Here is a 20,078-nt window from a genome sequence, read left to right on the forward strand (position 1 = left end):
CTCAAGATGAGATATCCCATCCGAAAGGAGTAAACCCCCTTGAAGACGACGAGGTTGATAGGGCAGGGGTGGAAGTGTGGTAACACATGGAGCTGACTGCTACTAATAGGGTGAGGGCTTGACCAACAAGCTTGGTTATGATATAATTGCTTAGTCAACATGTATGTGGTTTTGAAGATACGATATATCTTCTAATAATCCTCCTTAGCTCAGTCGGTAGAGCATGCGGCTGTTAACCGCAGTGTCGTTGGTTCGAGTCCAACAGGGGGAGTTTTTTATACCTGGCTCCATGGTCAAGCGGTTAAGACACCGCCCTTTCACGGCGGTAACAGGGGTTCAAATCCCCTTGGAGTCATTAAAAATAATAATTGTGATTTTTGGATGACTTGATTACGACATTTGGTGTATAATACATCATATAGTTATATGCCGATGTGGCTCAATTGGCAGAGCAGCTGATTTGTAATCAGCAGGTTATCGGTTCGAGTCCGATCATCGGCTTTTTGGACCTTTAGCTCAGTTGGTTAGAGCAACCGGCTCATAACCGGTCGGTCCTGGGTTCGAGTCCCCGAAGGTCCATTATTGTTTTTTGGCCCAGTGGCTCAGTTGGTTAGAGCGCCGCCCTGTCACGGCGGAGGTCGTGAGTTCGAGTCTCATCTGGGTCGTTTTTTAAGGGATCTTAGCTCAGCTGGGAGAGCATCTGCCTTACAAGCAGAGGGTCATAGGTTCGAGCCCTATAGGTCCCATTTTTGAATATGCCGCAGTGGCGGAACTGGCAGACGCCCGGGACTTAAAATCCCGTGGGTAGTGATACCCGTACCGGTTCGATTCCGGTCTGCGGCAGTGATATGAACTTCAATCCAATTTGGATTGAAGTTTTTTTTGCTTGTCATAAACGATGATTTGCTATATACTGTTTGGAAGAAAGGCGGTCAGACCAAAATATGGAGATAGTGAAGACATTTGGAAATTACATAGAGAAATGGTGTGAAACGTCACCGGAAAGAGCGAGGTGGCTTTTAAAGACAGGATGGGAAGCGCAGAACCTGAAATTTCGTTTTCTTCCAGAAGGGCAGTTGAATCCATCGGATCAGTATCTGGCCGGCATGATGATGAACGTTATGACACAGCCGCTGAAGCATCCAGAAAGTTCGGTTATGGTAAGTGTATTTACTCCGTGCGAACTGCTTCAGGAGGCAGGACTGTATCCATACAATGTAGAAAGCTTTTCCTGCTATCTTGCGGCATCACAGGCAGAGAGGCCTTTTCTCCAGGGAGCAGAGGATTCTGGAATTTCAGAAACGCTTTGCAGCTACCACAAGACATTTATCGGAGCGGCAGAGAAGGGGCTTCTTCCGAAACCAAAATGCATCGTCTATACGAACCTGGCGTGTGACGCAAATCTTCTCACATTTCACAGACTGGCAGAGTTTTTTGACATCCCGGTCTTTTCTATTGATATACCATCTGCACAGACACCGGCAAATGTGTCTTATGTAGCAACACAGCTTCGGGCGCTGGTTCCTTTCCTTGAGAAAGTGACCGGCAGAACGATTGATGAATCAAAACTGAAGGAACGTCTTGCAAGAAGCCGGAGGACATTGCAGAATTATGATAAGTTCCAGAGCGCAAGAGCAGATAAATACATACCTTCAGACCTTGTTTCTTCGCTTTACAGCGGAATGACAAACAACATTCTTCTTGGAACAGAGGAAGAAGAACTTTATACACAAAAACTTCTTGAAGATGTCAGCAAAGCCCCTGCCAAAAAAGGCAGACACATCTACTGGATGCATACGATCCCGTTCTGGTCAGAAGCCGTGAAAGATGCACTTCTTCTGAAAGAGGAGGCACAGATCGTAGGATGTGAGCTTGCACAGGTGGCGGACATCACGAAGCATTCCGAGGATCCTTATGAGGAGATGGCATTGCGCCTTGTATATCATGCCCTGAATGGTCCCGTTTCACGGAGAATCGAAGCAGGGATCCGTCATGCAAAACAGGCGGGAGCAGACGGTGTTGTCTGGTTCAATCACTGGGGATGCAAGCATACCCTTGGAGGTTCCAGAATCGCCAAGAAACGCTTTGAGGAAGCAGGGATCCCACTGTTGATCCTGGATGGAGATGGCTGTGACAGGAGCCATGGCGGAGAAGGACAGACTTCCACGAGACTGGGAGCATTTCTGGAGATGCTGGGGGATTTTGATCATGAATAAAACATATTATGTCTGTAAATATACACCGGTAGAACTTCTTGAAGCCCTTGGAGGTGAGTGCGAGATCCTGAATGATATGCCGGAGGGATTTGATCTGGCAGAGCAGGTAGCACATCCGAATATCTGTGGATTTGGAAAGGCAGTCCTTGAAGCAGTTCTGGCAGGCAAAGTAAAAGAACTGGTCCTGGTCAACTGCTGCGATACGATCCGAAGCGTCTATGACATTCTGGAAGACAGCGGCGAGATGGATTTTTTGTATATGGTGGATATGCTTCACTGCGATACGAGCTGCAGCCGTGAGAGAACTGCAGCACAGTTAAAAGATCTTGTAAGAGCCTACGGTGAATATAAAGGAACTACCTTCGATAAAGAGAAATTTCTCAAAGCTTTTCATCCAAAAAAGAGAACGCAGGATCCGCATCTTGCAGTTCTCGGAGCAAGAATGGGAAATGAACTTTTTCAGATGACACAGGATGCCATGCCGCTTCCTGTAGTGAATGAGACCTGTGTCAACAACCGTTCCGTGGGAGACACCCTCCCGGAAGCAGATCTGGACTTTGACCAGCTTATGGAATGGTACGCAGAAGAACTTCTTCATCAGATCCCATGCATGCGTATGATGGATCACGCAGGCCGCAAACAGTTTTATCAGGATCCATCTTTAAAGGGGATCATTTATCATACCGTAAAGTTCTGTGATTTTTACAGCTTTGAATATTCTGATATCAAAGGCCATACCGATGTGCCGCTCCTCAAGATCGAATCGGATTATACCGTGCAGAGCAGCGGGCAGCTGAGCACACGTCTGGAGGCTTTTGCAGAGAGCCTGAACATAGAGACAGAAACGAGAAGGGAGAAAACCATGGGTAAAGGATATTTTGCAGGAATCGACAGTGGTTCTACCAGCACGGATGTTGTGATTCTGGACAGAGACAAAAAGATTGTTTCCAGCGTGATCATGCCGACAGGAGCAGGGGCCGCGAATGGCGCGGAGCGTGCATTGGAAGAAGCACTCAGACAGTCTAACCTTAACAGAGAAGACATCGATGCAGTCGTGACCACAGGATACGGAAGAACTGCGATCTCTGATGGCGACAAGAGTATCACAGAGATCACCTGCCATGCAAGGGGCGCCCATTTCCTGGATCCATCTGTCAGAACGGTCGTCGATATCGGCGGGCAGGACAGCAAAGTTATCCGCCTGAATGATGACGGTTCTGTCAAAAACTTCGTCATGAACGACAAATGTGCCGCCGGAACAGGAAGATTCCTGGAGATGATGGCAAAAACCATGGAAATGAACCTGGATGAACTCAGTAAAGTAGGACTTTCCTATCAGGAGGATATTACGATCTCCAGTATGTGCACAGTTTTTGCCGAATCAGAGGTGGTTTCCCTGATCGCACAGAACAAAGCAACCGATGACATCGTCCATGGACTGAATAAGGCGGTTGCGGCCAAAACAGCCTCCCTCGTGAAACGTGTCGGAGGGGAAGAGGCATATATGATGACTGGCGGTGTTGCACAGAATCAGGGTCTTGTCAAAACGTTGGAGGAGAGACTGGGAACGAAGCTGGTGATCAGCGATAAATCACAGCTTTGCGGAGCTCTTGGTGCAGCATTATTTGCAACAGAAATGTAAGAAGGAGGTACTATCGTGGCAGACTCTAATATTACGAAGCGTGCACTGGCATCGGCATTAAAGGAATTGATGGAATCTACCCCATTCAGTAAGATCACCGTTTCAGATATCTGTGCAAAATGCAATATGAACCGCAAAAGTTTCTACTATCATTTCAAGGACAAGTTTGACCTTGTGAACTGGATCTTTGATGTGGAGTATCTGAGCCACGTACAGCTTGGCGTAGATCTGATCGGATGGGACAGTGTCCTTCATCTCTGCGATTATTTTTATGAAAATAAAGATTTTTACAGGAAAGTCATGAAAGTAGAAGATCAGAATTCGTTTTCCAATCATTTCCGGGATATCGTAGGACCGGTCATGGCAGAGGATATCAAAGAAATCCTTGGAGATCAGACGAACACGGATTTTTATGTAAACTTCTGGAATGATGCGATCATCTGCGCGTTCGGCAGATGGATCTCAGAGAGAAATCCGGTACCACCGAAGGAATTTGTGAAATTACTCAAATCCTGCATCAAAGTGATCATCAAGACACAGGAAAGACTTGACGCATAAAAGTACAAAAATATAAGCCTTATTCACTCAGCAAACGAATGAATAAGGCTTTTTTGGTGGAGTTAAAGTGCTTTGGTAAAAAGTTCTTTCAGCGGCTGGTCAAAGAGGTTGTACGGTGTCCTGAAAACTTCTCTGCCAGGTGTATAGAGCGTACCGTCAGGTCCGAAGCCGACGACACTGGTCGGAGAAGAGATGATATTTCCGATCACTTCTGTATCGCAGAACAGATCCAGTGGGATCGTGCGGTATCGCTGGGCACTCCGGTCTTCGGTTATTTTCTGGTAGATGGCGTGGCGGGTCTCAATGGAGCAGTCCACATTGCTGAAAACAGCGGCGAACGGGCAGTGCATTTCTTCTGCAAAACGGAAGTAAGTGCCGGCCAGGATCTCATCACGGTCTTCCTCAGAATAGAGATGATACAGAGAGTACAGGAGACGATGGTCTCTGAGTACGAGGCAGGCTGCCTCTGCCTGATCATCGTATTTCACTGCGAACAAGACGTTGTTCAGTGCTTCAGATTTTTCTGCGAGCTCTTCTGTTATTCTGGAAGGATCACAGAGAAGGATGATCGCACAGTCCGGGTTATTCTGGATAAGAGGAAGTATTTCTGCGGGATCATCCTTCGTATAGAGGAAGTAAGTGTAGATTCCAAGTTCCTTGCCCTGTTTCAGTACAGAATCATATTTTGTAATAAAATCCGGCAGGGAAGTATCGATGACCAGTGAAAGCAGCCATGGAACATTGATATCCTCTGTGCGTTTCAGTTTACGGATCATGTGCGCGCCTGTCGTGCAGCCATTGTAACCGATATTCAGACCAAAGTCGATCAGTTTCTCCTTATCCATGTGCTTGAGGACATCCTCGATCAGTGGATAATAAGGGCTGTTTTCGTTGTTCAGCATTGCACGTGATATTTCAAAAAAAGACTGCTGGAACCGGCCGTTTGCAAAGTTCAGTGCCATATCTACGAGATTTCGGGTGCATCGCTCCGGAGATTCATCGGAATCTTTGAGCGCAGTCTTTATAAAAGTCTTTATAACAATTCGAGAAGTTTTTGCTGTCATTTTGATATCCCTTCGATAGAAAAGTTGTGGAATACAGACGAAAAAGACACGTTTCAGTCTGTATTATCGTTACTTTTAATTAAATCACAAACCGAAAGGGTATGCAATAGACATTCTGAAAGACATGTCCCAAATTTAGGCTGAGAGTGCGCTGTTTTACCCCTTTACACCGCCAAGCGCAACGCCTGATACGATAAACCGGGAAAGCAGGATGTACACGATGATAACCGGGAAGATGGAAAATGCGATCATCACATAAACCTGTCCCATATCAAACTTCAGGAAATCTGCACTTCGAAGCTGTGCGATCAGTACAGAAAGTGTTTTTTTCTTGTCTGGTTGAAACGGAATACGATCAGGCTCAGAAGCCCTGTGATGACAAACAGGAATACGGACAGTGCACCGCCCATGCCGTAGTTCTTGCTGAACAGATGCTTGTTCAGGTACATGATCAGTGTCATGGTGGAACGCATCGGATCACCGGTTCCGTTTGTAAGGATCTGTGGTACGTCAAACATCTGCATGCCGCCGATCAGGGATGTGATCATAACGTAGATCAGGATCGGGCGGAGAAGCGGGAGAGTGATCCTTCTAAAAATCTGGGAGGATGTCGCACCGTCCACTTCTGCAGCCTCATAGAGTGACGGGTCAATGCCCATCATGCCTGCCATCAGAAGGATCGTTGTATTACCGAACCACATCAGGAAGTTCAGCAGTGCAACAAGCGTCCGGGCACTCCATTTGTGGCTGAAAAAAGAATATGCCTGTTTCAGGATCCCCGCATGGACCAGCATGGCATTGATCGGACCGCCGTCTGCAAATAAGGTAAAAAACAACATTGCAAAGGCAGATGCCATGATAAGGTTCGGAAGGTAAATCACAGTCTTAAAAAATCTCTGTCCCTTAAGACGGAGGCTAGGGTTGGAAAACCATGCACCGAGGAGCAGGGAAACCAGGATCTGCGGAACAAATCCCATCACCCACATGATCATCGTGTTTTTGAAATAGATCCAGATCTCACCGTCCTGGAAGAGTTTTGCATAGTTGGCAAAGCCCACAAAGTTCGGTCCGACCTGCGTAAGTCCCGATCTGTAATTTTCAAAGAAGCTGTTATAAATTGTAGTGATAAGCGGAACAAGCTGGAATATGAGGTATACTACTACAAACGGTATCAGAAAGATATAACCCCATTTGTTATAGCTGACCGCCTTATGGTTATTATTCTTTGCCATTTTTGTCCTCCATAAGTCTTTTCCATAATGTAAAACGTGCCCGCCTGATGGTCAGGCAGGCACGTTGGTTGTGGGGCTTAGTAAGTAAGTTCTGGATATTTTTCTACGACTGCTTTGTAGAACAGGTCGAGAATTGGAAGTGGATTTAACGATGCCCTGCTGTGGCTGATCACGGCAGTGGCGGCATACATCAAAGAGACGGGTGATTATGAGATCCTGGATGAGCCAGTGCCGTTTGACTGCAAAAAGGGAACCGAAGAGCCTCTGTTTGAGCATCTGAACCGGTCTTTCCAGTTTACTGTGACACATCTTGGACCGCACAGACTTCCACTGATCGGAAGGGCGGACTGGAATGACTGTCTGAACCTGAACTGCTTCTCCAGTGAGCCGGGTGAACCTTTCCAAACGACAGGACCTTCTGAGGGATCGGTGGCAGAGTCGGTATTTATCGCGGCAATGTTTGTAAAATATGGCAGGGAATTTGCAGCGATCTGCAGACGTACAGACAGGGAAAAACTGGCAGCAGAGGCAGAAAAAGCGGTATCAGAAATGCATCATGCTTCTGCAGCCGGCATACACCAGATATCATCTGGAACTTGGCGAGATCACATCTTACCCGCCGGGATACAAGGAAAATGCAGGAATCTTCTGTCATAATAATCCGTGGATCTCGATCGCAGAGACAATGATCGGAAGAGGAGACCGCGCATTTGAAATTTACCGCAAGATCTGTCCGTCCTGCATCGAGGAGATCAGCGACATCCACAGAACGGAACCATATGTATGTATATTCACAGATGGTGGCAGGAGCAGATGCACCGCGGTTTGGCGAGGCAAAAAAAAGCTGGCTGACAGGGACCGCAGCGTGGACGTTTGTGAACCTGTCGCAGGCACTTCTCGGAATCCAGCCAGAGTATGACGGACTTACGGTAGATCCGTGTCTGCCTGGAAGTTTTGGTGATTTTACGGTAGAACGCCATTTCCGGGGAGCGGAATATCATATTGAGATCCATAAACCGACGGGTGTCCAGAAAGGTGTCAGATGGATCGAGCTGGATGGACAAAAAATTACCGGAAACCAGATTCCTCTGATCCCCGGTAAAAAAGAATATCATGTGATCGTACAGATGGGCTGAAATTAATTGGTGGAAGCGACTGCTTTTGCTGCGGCTTCTTCGCTGAGGATCGTTCCTCCGCCAAGTACCATATCTCCGTCGTAGAGAACGGCAGCCTGTCCAGGTGTGACGGCTCTCTGCGGCTCCTGGAAGGTGATCTTGATGAGATCGTCTCCAAGCTGCTCAACAGTTGCTGGCTGTTCCGGCTGACGGTAGCGTGTCTTGACTTTGCACTGGATCGGTTTGTCCAGATGATTCCATGGGATCAGATTGATATCGTTGATATAGCAGTAATTACTCATAAGGTCATCCTTACCTCCGAGGATGACCTTATTGGTATCCAGGGATTTGCCGCAGACATAGAGGGATTCCGGTGCGGAAATACCGAGACCACGGCGCTGGCCGATAGTGTAGTGGATCTGGCCTTTGTGCTTGCCGAGGACTTTACCTTCTTTGTCAACGAAGTCGCCAGGTTCGGAAGCCTGTCCGGTGTACTGCTCGATGAAGGACGCATAGTCACCGTCCGGAACGAAGCAGATATCCTGGCTGTCCGGTTTGTCAGCATTGATGAAGCCCTGCTCCTGCGCGATCTGACGGATTTCTTTCTTGGTGTAGGTACCGAGCGGGAAGAGTGTGTGGGCAAGCTGATCCTGAGTCATGGCGTAGAGCACATAGCTCTGATCCTTGGTCGGGTCGAGTCCTTTCCTGAGGATAAAACGTCCTGTCTCCGGATCCTGCTCTCTGCGTGCATAGTGACCGCTTGCGATATATTCACAGCCAAGTTCTCTTGCCTTATCGAGAAGGGCGGAGAATTTCAGGAAACGGTTACAGTCGATACACGGGTTCGGTGTGCCTCCGTGAAGATAAGTATCTGCGAACTTATCGATGACGCTTTCGTGGAATTTCTCCTGCATGGGAAATACGTAATAAAGCATGCCGAGACGTGCGGCAACACTTCTAGCATCCTCTGTATCGGAAGGAGTACAGCATGCCCGGTGTCCAGGATAGCTGCACTGTGGATTATCATAAAGCTTCAGAGTGGCACCGGCGCAGTCGTAGCCCTGCTGAACCATCAGATAGGCTGCAACACTGGAATCAACACCGCCGCTCATGGCAATGATCGCTTTTTTATTCATAAATTTTTCTCCTGTTGATTGTAGATTGGATTGTAGAGTGATTTAATTTATGGTATCATTATAAGAAATCAGTGTCAAGCAATGAGGAGACGCGCTCCGGGAAAAAAATAAAAAATGTGTTGACATTGTGAATGAGACATGTTATATTCAACCTATCGGAGAAATAGGTAATACATTTTCCGGAAGAAATTTATCTAAAATAAGTAAAAAGGAGGAAGAATCATGTTTACAGGAAATGCAGTTCAGAGAGAAGTCATGTGTATGATGGATCAGGAGATGTGTATGGACATGTGCATGTCTATGTTTTGCTGTACTTCTATGTATCGGATACTTCCTGAGATATCTGCCGACCACGTATAAGAGATGACAGATACTGAGATGTAAATAAAGCATTTTTTAATGCCGGACAGATTGCATGAACAGGGAGGATCCAGAGGACTTCCTGTTATTTTTTTATGAATAAGAGTTCCGGGAACGGATAGACACATGCAGGAGGTCGCAGCCACTTACAACTTAATAAAGAATAAACAAAAAAATCAAAAATAAAAGGAATAAGAGAGGGAAAGAACTATGAAAGCAAAAAAGATCATCACATTATCACTTACAGCAGCACTGGCAATCGGAGCACTCACAGCAAACGGCGTGATCGTAAGCGCTGACGCAGAGAAAGGAACCATCAAAGTAGCAGCTTCCGCAACACCACACGCAGAGATCCTTGAAGAAGCAAAACCGCTCCTTGAGGCAGAGGGATGGGATCTGGAAGTTACCGTATTTGATGACTATGTACAGCCAAACCTTGTAGTAGAGAGCGGAGATTTCGATGCAAACTACTTCCAGCATATCCCATATCTTGATAACTTCAACGAAGAGCAGGGAACACACCTTGTAAATGCCGGTGGAATCCACTACGAGCCATTCGGAATCTATCCAGGAACAAAAGAAACTCTTGATGATCTGGAAGACGGCGACACCATCGCAGTTCCGAACGATACAACAAACGAAGCAAGAGCACTTCTTCTTCTCCAGGACAATGGAGTGATCACTCTGAAAGACGGAGCAGGACTTGAGGCAACTGTCAAAGATATCGAAGAAAACCCGAAGAACATCAAGATCGAAGAGCTGGAAGCTGCACAGGTTTCCCGTGTCAAAGATGAAGTTGCATTCGTTGTATTAAATGGTAATTACGCACTGCAGGCTGGATATTCCGTATCCAACGACTCCATCGCACACGAAACTTCTGATTCTGAAGCAGCAAAAACTTATGTAAACGTAATCGCAGTCAAAGAAGGAAACGAAGACAGCGAAGCGATCAAAGCTCTGGTAGATACTCTGAAATCTGACGAGATCAAAGACTTCATCAACGAGAAATACGACGGAGCAGTTGTTCCATTCGAAGATTCTGCAGATGACACAGAAGAAGCAGCAGACGAAGCTAAAGATGAAACTGCAGATGCAGACGCTGAAACAACAGAAGCAGCAGCTGAAGAAGCAGAATAATTTAAGTTCAGGATGTTTATTAAGGGACAGGGGGAAATGATCTAAATGGAACCGATGATACAGGTAGAGAACCTCTGCAAGCGTTTCAACACCAAAGGTGGAACGGTAGAGGCAGCCAAAAACATCAGTTTTTCCATCGAAAAAGGAGAGATCTTCGGCATCATCGGTCTCTCCGGTGCAGGCAAGAGTACTCTGGTACGATGTCTGAACCTTTTGGAAAGACCAACATCAGGAACAGTCAGAGTCAATGGCAAAAATCTTACGGAGCTCTCAGAAAAAGAGCTTCGTAAAGAGCGTCAGAAGATAGGAATGATCTTCCAGCATTTCAATCTGCTCATGCAGAGAACAGCACTGGATAACGTCTGTTTTCCAATGGAGATCGCCGGGATTAAGAAGGCAGAGGCACGTAAGAAAGCTCTGGAATATCTCAAGATCGTAGGACTTGAGGAGAAAGCACTTTCTTATCCATCACAGCTTTCCGGTGGACAGAAGCAGAGAGTTGCGATCGCGAGAGTGCTGGCAAGTGATCCGCAGATCCTTCTCTGTGACGAGGCGACCAGTGCACTGGACCCGCAGACGACCAAGGCGATCCTGGAACTGATCAAAGAGATCAACAGGGATTATGAGATCACTGTAGTTGTCATCACACATGAAATGAGTGTCGTACAGGAGATCTGCGACAAGGTAGCAGTTCTAGAACGAGGAGCTCTCGTAGAAACCGGAACTGTGGAAGAACTTTTCCGCAATCCAAAGACAGATGAAGCCAAAAAGCTGGTATTCAGCGGAAGGACCCAGATCCAGGAGATGAAGGGCAAACGTCTGGTACGTGTAACGTTCCAGGAGAAATCTTCCTTCGAGCCGGTGATTGCAAACCTGGTCCTTACTTACCGGACACCGGTCAACATTCTGTATGCTGATACCAAGAACATTAATGGACAGGCACAGGGAGAGATGATCCTGCAGCTTCCCGAGATCGAGGAAGTGGCGAATAAGATGATCCAGTATCTCAGAGATATCAATATGGGCGTAGAGGAGGTGAGCTCAGATGTGGGATAATGCAACAATTACGATGCTGCTGGAAGGCACAAGAGATACGTTATACATGACGCTTGTCTCCACATTTTTCGGATATGTTCTGGGGCTCCCTCTTGGAATCCTGCTTGCAGTTACAGACAAAGAAGGTATCCGTCCAAATGCACCATTATATAAAGTTCTGGATGTGATCGTAAACATCCTCAGAAGTATTCCGTTCCTGATCCTTCTGATCCTGGTGATCCCGCTCACCAAGCTGATCGTGGGTCAGAGTTACGGTTCCAGCGCAACGATCGTTCCGCTGGTGATCGCTGCAGCACCGTTCATTGCACGTATGGTAGAATCTTCCCTCAAAGAAGTTGAGCCGGGTGTGATCGAGGCAGCAGTCAGCATGGGCGCAGGAACAGGAACGATCATCTGGAAAGTCCTTCTCGCAGAGGCAAGAACTTCCCTCCTCGTAGGAGTTACCATTGCAGTCGGAACGATCCTCGGATATTCTGCTATGGCAGGAACTGTCGGCGGTGGCGGTCTCGGCGATATCGCGATCCGTTATGGATATTATCGTTATCAGACAGACATCATGCTGGTTACGATCGTGATCCTTGTCGTTCTTGTACAGATTCTTCAGGGACTTGGCATGATGCTTTCCAGAAAATTAGACAAAAGAAAAGCCTGAAATTTATAATTATGTTAGAAATTTTATAAATTTATTAGAAAAAGGACAAAAACTCCTCACATTTATATTGTAAGATGTAATTGTCTTAAAGGAAAAGCCTTTTAAGACCTCCGGTAACACTTCAATGCCGGGAGAGTTGCCGGAACTCTTTCCTTTCCCTAAAAATAAAACAGAACTTTAAACTGCCGCCGCCTGACAAGATTCGTCGGGCTGGCGGCAGTTTTCTGTTTATCCGATTGATTTATAGGTTTTAAAGATTAGAAATTTTGAATGAACTGGTCAATATAATAAATAGCAGCACCTACGGCAGCAGCTTCTGTGCGATAATGGCATACGCGGATATAGCTGCCATCTCTCTCGAAAGGATTTAACTTTGATGCTTTTTCACGAAAATCCTCGATATAATCTGCCATATAGGCACCAACATTTCCTCCCAGTATAACATCGCAGTCAAAGCACATTCGAAGATTATTTACGGCGATTGCCAGATAATCGGTATAATCTTCAAATATATTCTGAATTCCTCGGTTAGTTCCTGATTTTAAAATATCAAAAAATTCTTTTAAATTTCCTTCTGTGAAATCAGTTAGTACATTGGCAGTACAGTAAGCATCCAGACATCCATATCTACCGCAGTAACAGCGCTTTCCATGAGGTATGATTGTCATATGACCGAATTCACCGCCTCTGTTATTGGAGCCTCCGTAGATCATTTTATTATTCATATATGCACCACCAATACTACTGCTTAGAGAAAGATATGCCACAGCATCTTTATAATCTCCTTTCCAGCTTTCTGCCAGGCCGGCAGAGTTTGCATCATTGAAGAATAAAAACGGTTCATGTATATAGTCGCTGAAGAAATTGTAAATGTTTAAAGACAGAGGAATTACGGTTGCGTATGTTACAGTCTTATGATCTTCGCCTATGATGACTGGAAGAGCAATGCCAACTCCAAGTAATTTAGAACGGTCAGGTATGTTCTTCGAAACAATTTTTTCGAATTCCTGTTTCAGAATGCAAAAGTAGTCGTGACTTTCGTGGAATGGAATTCGAAGTCTTGTATTATCAATGATATTTAAAGCAAGATCAATCAATACGATAGAAAGATGATTTCGAGTGATATCAATACCAATCGCATATCTGGAATTTGCGACACATTGATATCTAATTGCTTTTCGCCCTCCGGTGGATTGGAATTCTCCGGCATTTTCAATAAAACCAGATTCCTGCAGTGCATTAAGGTTACGAGTAGTTGTAGGAAGGCTGATGCCGAGAGATTGTGCAATTTCCTGTCGGGAACTCTGTTTATTTAAGTATAGAAATCTGAAAATGTCTCCGGATATTTTGGATTTATTAAGATACTCTTCCATTAGGTTTGCCTCCTTTGGTGCAGAATATATAAAAAATATATTGCTTATATGCATATAATAGCATTTTTGTTGAGTGAATACTAGAGGATAAATAAAAACTTTTGTTAAAACATTGATGCAAATAATGTGAAAAAAATGTCAATATATAAGATGAAACAGGCGTAAATATAAAAAATGCACAAATAAATAATTATAATTTGTTATATATTCTACAAACTTACATAAAAGTATTGACATAAGTAAAACACAGGAATATACTCTTAAATAGAAAACAGGTCAAGCAAATTAAAAAGGCGGTGAAGTAATGGACGAAATCAAGATGCGGGTCAGCGGAGTAGAGAAATCCTTTCCTGGCGTAAAAGCATTGAGCGGAATTGATTTTGCAGTAAGAAAAGGAACCGTTCATGCGCTTTGTGGTGAAAATGGAGCTGGAAAATCTACACTGATGAAAATTATCATGGGATTGTATCAGGCAGATAAGGGTCAGATATATCTTGATGAAAAACCAGTAACAATCAAGAATCCTATACAGGCTATGGAAATGGGAATTTCCATGGTAGCACAGGAATTAAATTATGTGCCGGAACTTTCTGTAGAGGAGAATCTTTTTTTGGGGCGGCTTCCAGTTAACAGATTCGGAAAAGTAGACTGGAGAAAAATAAGACGGGATGCCAGACAGTTTCTTAAAGATGAGAATCTTCCATATGAACCAACACAGAAACTGAAAACTCTGACAGTATCGGATATTCAGATGCTTGAGATTATCAAAGCAGTTACAAATAATGCACAGGTTATTATTATGGATGAGCCGACATCTTCCATTACAGATCGCGAGGTTGAAAAGCTTTTCCGTAAGATAGAAGAACTGAAAGCACAGGGTATTTCAATTATTTATATCTCACATAAGATGGAGGAAGTTTTCCGAATCGCAGATGACATTACAGTCTTAAGAGATGGTGCTGTAGTTTCAACAGACAGAGCGGAAGATCTTGATCTTGATACGGTCATTGCCAGAATGGTTGGACGAAAACTGGATAATGTATATCCGAAAGAAACAGTTCCGATTGGAGACAAAGCTCTTGAGATAAAGGATTTTTCTCAGAAAGATCTCTTTGAAGATATAAATTTCCATGTTGCGAAAGGTGAGATTGTTGGTTTTGCCGGATTGGTCGGAGCTGGAAGAACAGAGACTATGAGAGCGATTTTTGGTTTGGATCCTCATGATTCAGGTCAGGTTTTCATTAATGGAAAAGAGGCAAAGATTAAATGTCCTCATGACAGTATTCAACAGAAGATGGTCATGCTTTCTGAGAGCAGACGAGATGACGGAATTATTCCTGTCAGGAGTGTTATGGAAAACGCCAGTCTTGCCAGTCTGGAAAGAATTATCTACAAGGGTTATACGCATAAGGCAAAAGAAAAACAGAGTGTAAAAGAAAGCTTCGAGAAGATGCATGTAAAGACACCGACTCTTGATACCGCTATTTCCACACTTTCCGGAGGAAATCAGCAGAAAGTACTTTTAGCAAGATGGCTTTTGTGTGAGCCAGATATTATGATCCTGGATGAGCCGACAAGAGGTATCGATGTCGGAGCAAAATTTGAAATCTATAAACTGATTACAGATATTGTAAAGGAAGGCAAAGCGGTCATCATGGTATCCTCAGAGCTTCCGGAACTGATTGGAATGTGTGACAGAATCTATATCATGTGCCAGGGTAAAATAAGCGGATGTATCAACAGAGAGGAATTCTCTCAGGAAGTAATTATGAGATACGCAACTGGCTTAAAGAACGGTTGAATGTGCGGAGGGTAAAGAGAATGAAAACAAAAAAAATAAATAACTTACAAAAATTTAGTATTTATATTGTACTGATCGTATTGTTTGTGGCATGTAGCATTATCAGTCCATATTTCCTTCAGTACAGCAACCTGATCAATGTTACAAGGCAGTTATGCGTCGGAATTCTGATTGCATATGGTGAAATGCTTCTGATTATCAGTGGATTTCTTGATCTGTCGGTTGGTTCTGTACTTGCATTGGCAGGTGTTTATTCTGTATCTGTTTACAAAGCGACAAACTCTATTTTACTTGCACTTATCGTAGCAGTAGCAACTGGTGTGGGATGTAATCTTGTCAATGCATTTTTCATTGCGGAGTTTAATGTGCCGGCATTCATTGCGACGCTTGGTATGCAGCAGGCAGCCAGAGGACTTGCCCTTTATTTTACCGGTGGACAGAATATTCTTCAGTTAGGAAATTTTGTTAAGATCGGACAGGGAATGGTAGGTCCGGTGCCAGTGCCAGTAATTCTGGTGATACTTGTAACAATTGTTGTCTGGTATCTGGTCAATAATACACGATATGGACGTGCACTATATGCAATCGGTGGAAGTCGTGCGGCAGCAGAAGCGAGTGGTATTAATGCAAAGAGAAATATTTATAAATCTTACATATTAAATGGTATTATGACAGGACTTGCAGGAATGATTTTTATGGCAAGAAATAATGCAGGTCTTCCTAACGGTGCAATTGGATATGAAATGACAGGTCTGACAGCAGCAATCGTTGGCGGTACTTCTTTTACAGGCGGTATTGGTACAGTAAGTGGAACAATAGCCGGAGCATTTATCATTGGTTTTCTGGAAAATGTTATGAATCTTCTGGGTGTTAACTCTTATATTCAACAGATTATTGAAGGTGCAATTATTGTTCTTGCAGTAGCATTTGATGTGGTAAGCAAATCTAAAAAATCAAGAAAAGTGATCATTGTTAAAGAAGAGGGGAATAAACAGGCGTAAAAGAGAAACTATTCTGTCGAGGAAGTGACAGTATAAGTAAATCACATTTTATTAAGGAGGAAGTAATTTATGAAGGCAAAAAAAATCGGAGCAATTTTATTGGCAAGTGTTATGGCAGTGTCTATGGTACCGGCGATGAGTGTCAGTGCAGCAGATGCAAAGAGAGTATGTTTTGTTGCAAGAGCAAGTTCAGATACCTTTGCGGCATGGCTTACAACTGAAATGAAAAAGCAGGCAGAAAAGTATGATGATATTGAACTTACCTGTGTAAGTGGCGAGGGCGATGATAATAAAGAAAACGGTCTGCTGGAAGATTGTATTACAAAACAGTATGATCTTGTTATTGTACAGTCAAATAATAATGGTGCTCAGGCTCCGTATGTGCAGCAGCTTGTAGATGCAGGAATTCCGGTTATCACAACAAATCCGACTACACATCAGAATGATCTGGATGGTGGAGATGATACTTCTGTTATGGCAGGAACGGGTACTGTTGATGCAGATCCAATCGAGCAGGCAAAAGTCAGTGCAACAAGAGCTGTAGATGAAGTTCCTGAAAATGCAAATGTTGTTGTATTGAAAGGACCTTCCGGAAATTATCATGCAGATAAAAGACGTGAAGCATGGGATGAGAACTTCTTCAGCAAACGTACAGATGTAAATATTCTTTATGAAGATTTTGCAAACTGGAACAGTGATGAAGCACTTACATTGATGGAATCCTGGGTACAGGCGGGAACTCATATTGATGCTATCATTTCTATGAACGATAACATGGCAGCAGGTGCGATTGAAGCAATCAGAGAAAATAAAGATTATTTCAATGAAGATGGAACAGCGAATTTTCTGGCATATGGTGTTGATGGAACAGCACAGGGATGTCTCCTGATCAAAGAAGGACTTCTTACTTCTACAGCATTACAGTCAGCAGCAGACCTTGCTGAGAAGAATCTGGAGTACGCAGAAAAAGTTGTTAATGGTGAAATGGAAGTAACAGATGTAAATGATTATGTAGATGCTCCGGAAATCAATGCAGATAACGTAGATGATTACATTCAGATCTATATTGATAATGGTGAACTTACCGAAGATGATGTGAAAGCAGCTGAAGAATAATTAGGTTATTAAGTGTTGCCCGGTATGCCAGAACATATCGGGCAATTACTCTAAGAAAGGGGAAGTTACAATGAAGATGTTACAGAAAAGTGCTGTTATGAGAGGCACAGATAATATGGTAATTAAAGAGATTCCTGTTCCTCAGATTAAAGACAAAGAGGTTCTTGTATCATTAGAATATGTTGGAATTTGTGGATCAGATGTACACTATTATCATAATGGATGCTGTGGTGCATACAAAGTGGATCTTTCAGAGGATTTCATGTTAGGACATGAGTGTGCAGGTACGATCGTTGAAGTGGGTAAAGATGTGGAAAATCTTAAAGTCGGAGATCGCGTTGCTCTGGAACCGGGAATTACTTGTGGTAAATGCGAATTCTGTAAATCAGGACATTATAATTTATGTCCAGATGTTGTATTTCTTGCAACTCCTCCAGTTCAGGGATGTAATGAAGAATTTATCGCTTTTCCAGAAGATATGTGTTTTAAACTTCCAGAAAATGTATCTACAAAAGAAGGTGCACTGATTGAGCCATTGTCAGTAGGATTTTATGCAGCTGAGCAGGGAAATGTAGGAACTGGAGATACAGTTGTAATCCTTGGTTCTGGATGTATTGGTCTTGTAACCCTGTTGGCATGCAAAGCACATGGTGCAGGTCAGATCATTGTAGCAGATCTTGTTCAGGCTCGTTTGGATAAAGCCATGGAACTTGGAGCAACAGCTGTGATTAACAGTGGAAAGGAAGATGCTCTTGAAAAAATCAAAGAACTGACCGGTGGAAGAGGTGCAGATGTAGTATTTGAGACTGCCGGATCACCTGTGACTATTGCACAGACTCCATTTATTGTCAGAAGAGGGGGAACAATTACATTAGTTGGAATTTCCTCAAAAGAAGAAATCAATTATAATTTTGCTCAGATTATGGACAAGGAAGCAACAATTAAATCTGTGTTCCGTTATAAGAATATTTATCCAAAAGCAATTGCAGCAGTTGCAAGTGGAGCAATTGATGTTAAGAATATTGTAACACATGAGTTTGATCTGGATCATATTAAAGACGCATATGATGAAGCTGTAAATAACAAGACAGACCTTGTTAAAGCAGTTATAAAGGTAAAATAATCTATGATTTATATTGGTATTGATTTAGGAACATCTGCTGTTAAATTATTGGCAATGGATGAAAATGGAACGATACTGAAAACAGTATCAAAAGAATATCCATTATTTTTTCCGCATCCGGGCTGGTCAGAACAGAATCCGGAGGATTGGTTTACGCAGAGCGTAGAGGGAATGAAAGAACTGACAGAGGGGATTGATCGTTCCAAGGTTGCTGGAATTGGCTTCGGGGGACAGATGCATGGACTGGTAACGCTGGATGAGAATGACAAGGTCATTCGCCCGGCAATCCTCTGGAATGATGGACGTTCCCAGAAAGAAACAGAATATCTCAACAACGAGATCGGTAAAGAGAAACTGTCTGCATATACAGCAAACATTGCTTTTGCAGGTTTTACAGCTCCGAAGATCCTGTGGATGAAGAAAAATGAGCCGGAGAAATTTGCAAAAATCGCCAAGATCATGCTTCCGAAAGACTATCTTGCTTACAGACTTTCCGGATCTTTCTGCACAGATGTTTCTGATGCATCCGGTATGCTCCTTCTTGATGTAAAGAACCGCTGCTGGTCCAGGGAAATGATGGAGATTTGCGACGTAAGAGAAGAACAGCTTCCGAAACTGTATGAGAGCTGGGAAGTGGTCGGAACGCTGAAGCCGGAAGTGGCAGCGGAACTCGGATTTTCTGCTGATGTCAAAGTTGTGGCAGGTGCCGGAGATAATGCAGCAGCTGCGGTCGGAACAGGAACCGTTGGTGACGGACAGTGCAATATTTCTCTTGGAACGTCAGGAACCATTTTTATCTCCAGCAAGAACTTCGGCGTTGATGAGAATAACGCACTGCATTCTTTCTGCCATGCAGATGGAAGCTATCATCTGATGGGCTGTATGTTAAGTGCGGCATCCTGCAACAAATGGTGGGCAGAAGAAATCCTTCAGACCAAGGATTTTGCAGCAGAACAGGCTCCGATCGAGAAGCTTGGTGAAAATCATGTATTCTTCCTTCCGTACCTGATGGGAGAGCGGTCACCGCACAACAATCCGGACGCAAGAGGTGTGTTCTTTGGAATGTCCATGGACACCACAAGAGCTGACATGACACAGGCTGTTCTGGAAGGTGTGGCTTTCGGACTTCGTGATTCTCTGGAAGTAGCAAGAAAACTCGGCATTAAGATCGAACGAACCAAGATCTGTGGTGGCGGTGCGAAGAGTCCGCTTTGGAAAAAGATCATCGCAAATGTGATGAACCTTAAAGTAGATGTCCTTGAAGTTGAGGAAGGCCCGTCCATGGGCGGAGCCATGCTGGCAGCCGTAGGATGCGGAGCATATCTGGATGTTGAGACCATCGGAAAGAAGATGGCTCACGTAGTAGACACCGTTGAGCCGGAAGAAGAACTGGTGGCGAAATATGAAGAATGTTACCAGAGATTTAGAAAGTTATATCCTACATTAACCCCCTTATTTTAATAAAAAAAGATACCTGGAAATTATGATGCATGATT

General features: G+C 44.0%; 16 protein-coding genes, 7 tRNA genes, 1 rRNA gene and 2 pseudogenes. 21 read left to right on the forward strand and 5 right to left on the reverse strand.

Annotated features, from left to right (window positions below; translation table 11 throughout):
• The 11 genes from WMO75_RS10890 to dhaS all read left to right on the forward strand — a co-directional run.
• Positions 1-126: ribosomal RNA gene (locus tag WMO75_RS10890) — 23S ribosomal RNA — on the forward strand; the annotation flags it as partial.
• A 72-nt stretch (positions 127-198) separates the two neighbouring features.
• Positions 199-271: transfer RNA gene (locus WMO75_RS10895), tRNA-Asn, on the forward strand.
• A gap of 12 nt (positions 272-283) precedes the next feature.
• Positions 284-355: transfer RNA gene (locus tag WMO75_RS10900), tRNA-Glu, on the forward strand.
• 73 nt (positions 356-428) lie between these two features.
• Positions 429-501: transfer RNA gene (locus WMO75_RS10905), tRNA-Thr, on the forward strand.
• A 4-nt stretch (positions 502-505) separates the two neighbouring features.
• Positions 506-579, forward strand: a tRNA-Ile gene (locus WMO75_RS10910).
• Between the two features lie 12 nt (positions 580-591).
• A tRNA-Asp gene (locus WMO75_RS10915) sits at positions 592-665 on the forward strand.
• An 8-nt stretch (positions 666-673) separates the two neighbouring features.
• A tRNA-Val gene (locus WMO75_RS10920) sits at positions 674-746 on the forward strand.
• Between the two features lie 11 nt (positions 747-757).
• Positions 758-843: transfer RNA gene (locus WMO75_RS10925), tRNA-Leu, on the forward strand.
• A gap of 101 nt (positions 844-944) precedes the next feature.
• Positions 945-2,216 (forward strand): 2-hydroxyacyl-CoA dehydratase subunit D, encoded by a 1,272-nt coding sequence (locus WMO75_RS10930; protein ID WP_302247947.1) that lies wholly within the window; start codon positions 945-947, stop codon positions 2,214-2,216.
• Positions 2,209-3,858, forward strand: a complete 1,650-nt coding sequence (locus WMO75_RS10935) for an acyl-CoA dehydratase activase (protein WP_302247948.1) — start codon at positions 2,209-2,211, stop codon at positions 3,856-3,858. Before WMO75_RS10930 ends, WMO75_RS10935 begins: the two co-directional genes overlap by 8 nt.
• Before the next feature lie 15 nt (positions 3,859-3,873).
• Entirely contained in the window at positions 3,874-4,416 is a 543-nt protein-coding gene (gene dhaS, locus WMO75_RS10940) for a dihydroxyacetone kinase transcriptional activator DhaS (RefSeq protein WP_022215204.1), read from the forward strand.
• Between the two features lie 62 nt (positions 4,417-4,478).
• Here dhaS and WMO75_RS10945 read toward each other — a convergent pair whose 3' ends face one another.
• The 3 genes and pseudogenes from WMO75_RS10945 to WMO75_RS10955 all read right to left on the reverse strand — a co-directional run bounded on the left by WMO75_RS10945 (position 4,479) and on the right by WMO75_RS10955 (position 6,712).
• On the reverse strand, positions 4,479-5,480 hold the full coding sequence (locus tag WMO75_RS10945; protein ID WP_173907194.1) for a hypothetical protein: 1,002 nt from the start codon (positions 5,478-5,480) through the stop codon (positions 4,479-4,481).
• Positions 5,481-5,636: 156 nt separating this feature from the next.
• Positions 5,637-5,816: pseudogene (locus WMO75_RS10950) on the reverse strand (carbohydrate ABC transporter permease); the annotation flags it as partial.
• Positions 5,789-6,712: a carbohydrate ABC transporter permease gene (locus WMO75_RS10955; protein WP_118253754.1), complete on the reverse strand. Its 924-nt coding sequence runs from the start codon at positions 6,710-6,712 to the stop codon at positions 5,789-5,791. The pseudogene WMO75_RS10950 and the gene WMO75_RS10955, both read right to left, overlap by 28 nt.
• A gap of 132 nt (positions 6,713-6,844) precedes the next feature.
• Here WMO75_RS10955 and WMO75_RS10960 point away from each other — a divergent pair.
• Positions 6,845-7,848 (forward strand): annotated as a pseudogene (locus WMO75_RS10960) (GH36-type glycosyl hydrolase domain-containing protein); the annotation flags it as partial.
• Positions 7,849-7,850: 2 nt separating this feature from the next.
• On the opposite strand, the gene mnmA reads toward WMO75_RS10960, so the two are convergent.
• On the reverse strand, positions 7,851-8,963 hold the full coding sequence (gene mnmA / locus WMO75_RS10965; protein WP_173906064.1) for a tRNA 2-thiouridine(34) synthase MnmA: 1,113 nt from the start codon (positions 8,961-8,963) through the stop codon (positions 7,851-7,853).
• A 222-nt stretch (positions 8,964-9,185) separates the two neighbouring features.
• Here mnmA and WMO75_RS10970 point away from each other — a divergent pair, with 222 nt between their 5' ends.
• The 4 genes from WMO75_RS10970 to WMO75_RS10985 all read left to right on the forward strand — a co-directional run bounded on the left by WMO75_RS10970 (position 9,186) and on the right by WMO75_RS10985 (position 12,168).
• The gene (locus WMO75_RS10970) at positions 9,186-9,323 is read left to right on the forward strand and encodes a hypothetical protein (RefSeq protein WP_022215210.1); all 138 of its coding nucleotides are present in this window, start codon (positions 9,186-9,188) and stop codon (positions 9,321-9,323) included.
• Positions 9,324-9,533: 210 nt separating this feature from the next.
• Positions 9,534-10,460, forward strand: a complete 927-nt coding sequence (locus WMO75_RS10975; protein ID WP_118253748.1) for a MetQ/NlpA family ABC transporter substrate-binding protein — start codon at positions 9,534-9,536, stop codon at positions 10,458-10,460.
• A 45-nt stretch (positions 10,461-10,505) separates the two neighbouring features.
• Positions 10,506-11,516 carry a methionine ABC transporter ATP-binding protein gene (locus WMO75_RS10980; RefSeq protein WP_227222714.1) on the forward strand — a complete coding sequence of 337 codons (1,011 nt, stop codon included), beginning with the start codon at positions 10,506-10,508 and terminating at the stop codon, positions 11,514-11,516.
• The gene (locus WMO75_RS10985) at positions 11,506-12,168 is read left to right on the forward strand and encodes a methionine ABC transporter permease (RefSeq protein WP_022215213.1); all 663 of its coding nucleotides are present in this window, start codon (positions 11,506-11,508) and stop codon (positions 12,166-12,168) included. The genes WMO75_RS10980 and WMO75_RS10985 overlap by 11 nt, the downstream gene beginning before the upstream one ends.
• 257 nt (positions 12,169-12,425) lie before the next feature.
• Here the strand turns inward: WMO75_RS10985 and WMO75_RS10990 are convergent, their stop codons facing one another.
• Entirely contained in the window at positions 12,426-13,541 is a 1,116-nt protein-coding gene (locus WMO75_RS10990; protein WP_118253743.1) for an ROK family transcriptional regulator, read from the reverse strand.
• A 304-nt stretch (positions 13,542-13,845) separates the two neighbouring features.
• Here WMO75_RS10990 and WMO75_RS10995 point away from each other — a divergent pair, with 304 nt between their 5' ends.
• From WMO75_RS10995 to xylB, 5 genes are all read left to right on the forward strand, one after another.
• Entirely contained in the window at positions 13,846-15,342 is a 1,497-nt protein-coding gene (locus WMO75_RS10995) for a sugar ABC transporter ATP-binding protein (RefSeq protein WP_118699228.1), read from the forward strand.
• Positions 15,343-15,362: 20 nt separating this feature from the next.
• Positions 15,363-16,343: an ABC transporter permease gene (locus WMO75_RS11000; protein WP_118253736.1), complete on the forward strand. Its 981-nt coding sequence runs from the start codon at positions 15,363-15,365 to the stop codon at positions 16,341-16,343.
• Between the two features lie 69 nt (positions 16,344-16,412).
• A complete protein-coding gene (locus WMO75_RS11005) occupies positions 16,413-17,459 on the forward strand; it encodes a sugar ABC transporter substrate-binding protein (protein ID WP_118253733.1) in 1,047 nt (348 codons plus the stop codon).
• Positions 17,460-17,529: 70 nt separating this feature from the next.
• Positions 17,530-18,582, forward strand: coding sequence for an NAD(P)-dependent alcohol dehydrogenase (locus tag WMO75_RS11010; protein WP_330427681.1), 1,053 nt, complete (start codon positions 17,530-17,532; stop codon positions 18,580-18,582).
• Between the two features lie 3 nt (positions 18,583-18,585).
• Entirely contained in the window at positions 18,586-20,043 is a 1,458-nt protein-coding gene (xylB, locus tag WMO75_RS11015) for a xylulokinase (RefSeq protein ID WP_118253731.1), read from the forward strand.
• The last annotated feature ends 35 nt before the right edge of the window (positions 20,044-20,078 follow it).

Origin of the sequence: Blautia intestinihominis, from assembly GCF_040096655.1 — a bacterium.
Lineage (GTDB): Bacteria > Bacillota > Clostridia > Lachnospirales > Lachnospiraceae > Blautia_A > Blautia_A intestinihominis.